Annotated in this window: 2 protein-coding genes; one reads left to right on the top strand and one right to left on the bottom strand. The window is 62.0% G+C overall.

Going from position 1 to position 3786, the window contains the following annotated elements; translation table 11 throughout:
* Positions 1 to 108: 108 nt before the first annotated feature.
* Entirely contained in the window at positions 109 to 1947 is a 1839-nt protein-coding gene (gene ftsH / locus Q0K15_RS10945; protein ID WP_294515879.1) for an ATP-dependent zinc metalloprotease FtsH, read from the top strand.
* A 48-nt stretch (positions 1948 to 1995) separates the two neighbouring features.
* On the opposite strand, the gene Q0K15_RS10940 is transcribed toward ftsH, so the two are convergent.
* Positions 1996 to 3669: a leucine-rich repeat protein gene (locus Q0K15_RS10940; RefSeq protein WP_294515878.1), complete on the bottom strand. Its 1674-nt coding sequence runs from the start codon at positions 3667 to 3669 to the stop codon at positions 1996 to 1998.
* Positions 3670 to 3786 lie beyond the last annotated feature (117 nt).

The following is a 3786-nucleotide window of genomic DNA, read 5'->3' as shown; positions in this document are numbered from 1 at the left end:
TTGTCTGTACAAAAGTCGAAAAGTGTCAGTGGCGCAGCGGGGAGAGACCTGTTATAACCTGAAAGTGGAGTTTTGTAAAAATAAGCCGCAGAACGGAAGGAACATGATATGAATGAAGTAAAGACCCCGAAAAAACCGCTGATTTACTACTATGTCATCATGATGCTGATCCTGCTGCTCTTCAACTTCCTGGCCATGCCCTGGATTGCCCAGCGGCAGATCCAGGAGGTGGACTACGGCACCTTCATGCAGATGGCAAAGGACAAGGAGATCGGACGGGTGGAAGTCCAGGAGACAGAGAACCAGATCGTCTTTACGGACAAGGATGAGACCACCGTCTACAAAACCGGCATGATGCCCGACCCCGACCTCACCCAGCGCCTCTTCGACTCCGGTGCCAAATTCTCCGGAGAGACCATCCAGCAGACCGACCCGCTGCTGAGCGTCCTGCTCAACTGGATCCTGCCCATTGTGATCTTTGTGGCTCTGGGGCAGTACCTCTCCAAGCGGATGATGAACAAGATGGGCGGTCCCAACTCCATGATGTTCGGCATGGGGAAGTCCAACGCCAAGGTCTACGTCAAGTCCTCTGAGGGCATCAAGTTCTCCGATGTGGCCGGTGAGGACGAGGCCAAGGAGAACCTCCAGGAGGTGGTAAACTACCTCCACGACCCCGGAAAGTACAAGGAGATTGGCGCCTCCATGCCCAAGGGCATCCTTCTGGTGGGCCCTCCGGGCACCGGCAAGACCATGCTGGCCAAGGCCGTGGCCGGCGAGTCCAACGTCCCCTTCTTCTCCATGTCCGGCTCGGAATTTGTGGAGATGTTCGTGGGTATGGGCGCCTCCAAGGTCCGGGACCTCTTCAAGCAGGCCAAGGAGAAGGCCCCCTGTATCGTCTTCATCGACGAGATCGACGCCATCGGCCAGAAGCGCAACTCCGGCGCCTATGGCGGCAATGACGAGCGGGAGCAGACCCTCAACCAGCTCCTCACCGAGATGGACGGCTTTGAGGGCAACAACGGCGTCATCATCCTGGCCGCCACCAACCGGCCGGAGTCCCTGGACCCCGCCCTCACCCGGCCCGGCCGGTTTGACCGGCGTGTGCCGGTGGAGCTCCCCGACCTGAAGGGGCGGGAGGACATCCTGAAGGTCCACGCCAAGAAGATCAAGGTGGCCGAGGACGTGGACTGGGAGAAGGTGGCCCGGATGGCCTCCGGCGCCTCCGGCGCGGAGCTGGCCAACATCGTCAATGAGGCTGCACTGCGGGCCGTCCGGGATGGCCGGCGCTTTGCCACCCAGGCCGACCTGGAGGAGAGCATTGAGGTGGTCATCGCCGGATACCAGAAAAAGAACGCCATCCTCACGGACAAGGAGAAGCGGATCGTGGCCTGCCACGAGATCGGACACGCCCTGGTGGCCGCCCGGCAGACCAATTCGGCGCCGGTGCAGAAGATCACCATCATTCCCCGCACCTCCGGCGCTCTGGGCTACACCATGCAGGTGGAGGAGGGCAACCACTACCTCATGAGCCGGGAGGAGCTGGAGAACAAGATTGCCACCTTTACCGGCGGCCGGGCGGCGGAGGAAGTGGTATTCGGTTCGGTGACCACGGGAGCCTCCAACGACATCGAACAGGCCACCAAGCTGGCCCGGGCCATGATTACCCGCTACGGCATGAGCCCCGACTTCGACATGGTGGCCCTGGAGACAGTACAGAACCAGTACCTGGGCGGGGACGCCTCTCTGGCCTGCTCCGCCGAGACCCAGACCGAGGTGGACCGGCAGGTGGTGGAACTGGTCAAGCGCCAGCACCGGAAGGCCGTGGAGATCCTGGAAAGGGACCGGAAGAAGCTGGACGAGCTGTCCGACTACCTCTACCAGAAGGAGACCATCACTGGCGAGGAGTTCATGGCCATCCTGAACCGGGATGGGGAAAACGAAAATTAAAAAACAGGCGCTGTGTGCGAAGGCACACAGCGCCTGTTTTTCATTTTATCAAATCCCCACCAGGGACTGGTAGAGCCGCAGGAAGGAGCAGCAGGCCTCCTGAAGGGTGTAGGTCGCCAGGGGGGAGAAGCCGGTGCCGGTGCTCCCCATGACGGTCCGGCCGTCCGGGGTGGAGAGGGTGGTGACGAAGGACACGCTGTCGGCGGCCCAGGGGGCGATGTCAGCCTGATCGGAGAAGGTCCTGGATGTGCCGGTCCCTTCCATGCCCAGATACCGGGCGGTGCGCGCCAGCATGGCGGCGGCCTCCTGGCGGGTGATGCTGCCCTCCGGATCGAAGGTGCCATCCCCGCGGCCGCTCACCAGCCCCAACCGATTGGCGGCGATGACCCAAAGGGAATCGGTATCGGTAAAGGGGCTGGTCTTGTCGCCCTGGAGGATGTCGGAGCTGTCCAGACCAGTGTGCTTGCTGATGACCTGGATGACAAAGCCGCAGAAGGTCTTTCTGGAGACAGGCTGATCGTAATCGCGACCGGTCTGGAGGGGAAAGAGCTCGTAACAGTGGGTGTCCCACACCTCATCAAAGGCCCAGTCGGAAATGGAGCCGTCATTCCAGGGGAAGAAGTCAGAGGGCTCTTGCAGGACTTCCCCCGGCCGGCCGCCCCAGTTGAGGTCGGGGTGCTCTTGAAGCAGCTGCTCGGCGGTGCCCCAGGAGGTATCGCCGGCGGGCCAGATCCCAGCGCCACTGGAGCCGGAGAAGGGACTCTGCTCTCCAGTGGGCATCTGGGGCTTGGCCCCCAGAAAGCGCACCGTGTGCAGCGCCCAGCAGGAGCCGACGGCATTTTCGCCGATTGAGGTGACCCCGGCGGGGATGGTGATCTCCCGCAGGGCGTAGCAGTTGTGGAAGGCCAGCATTCCGATCTCGGTGAGAGAGTCGGGCAGCTGGATGTGGGTGAGAGACCAGCAGCTGGCGAAGGTGCCATAGGGAAGAACGGTGAGTCTGCCCGGCAGACGCACCTCACGGAGGGAGGTGCACAGGTCAAAGCAGCCGTATCCCATCTGGGTGACGCTGTCGGGGAGGGTGACGCTGACCAGGTTTTCGCAGAATTGAAAGGCCCACTCCCCGATGGAGGTCACCCCCTCGGGAACGGTGACGCTGCGCAGGTTGTCGTTTTCCGCAAAGGCCTTGGCTGCGATGGCGGTGACCCCGGCGGGGACCGTCACATCGGCGGCGGAGCCGGTATAGCGCAGAAGGGTGCCGTCGGCACTGATCTGGAAGCCGCTGTCGTCCGTCTTGGGCGGCTCGGCGTAAAGCTGCTCCTCAAAGGCCTCTAGGGAGCGGATGGAGTCGGTGACCACGGGGGGCGCGCCGTTGCCCCAGAAGCGGATGGCGACGGGGTATTCGCCGTAGACATCGATGCCGAAATTCATGACGCCCTGGTCGGGGCCATCCACATACTCATCCATGCCGTAGACGGTGATCCCGGCCTGCTCGGCGTAGTCCTTGAACTGGGGGATCCAGTTCTGGCTGTACCCGCAGTGGCGGGAGTAGTAGAGGATGAGGATGGGCTCGGTCTGCCCCCGCTCGATAAGGGCATTGACGTCGGAGGCGCCGTGGGTCTCGATCCAGTAGGTGCCGCTCTCCACCAGGGAGGCGCCAGCGGGGACGCACAGGGCAGTGAGCAGTGTCAGTGCCAGGAGAAGGGTGGTCAGTCTTCGTTTCATCTTCCATTCCTCCAAAAAAGTGGGGACATGATGCGCTCATGTCCCCACTTGATACCGTCTGATGGTAATATGAAATTTGGCTGGTTAGTTGGAAGCGGAGTCCAGGTCCTTGTCGCC

The sequence above is a fragment of the uncultured Intestinimonas sp. genome (genome assembly GCF_944387245.1).
Classification (GTDB): Bacteria; Bacillota; Clostridia; order Oscillospirales; family Oscillospiraceae; genus Intestinimonas.
Note: the sequence above shows the minus strand (reverse complement) of the source record. Positions and strands in the feature narration are given on the sequence as shown.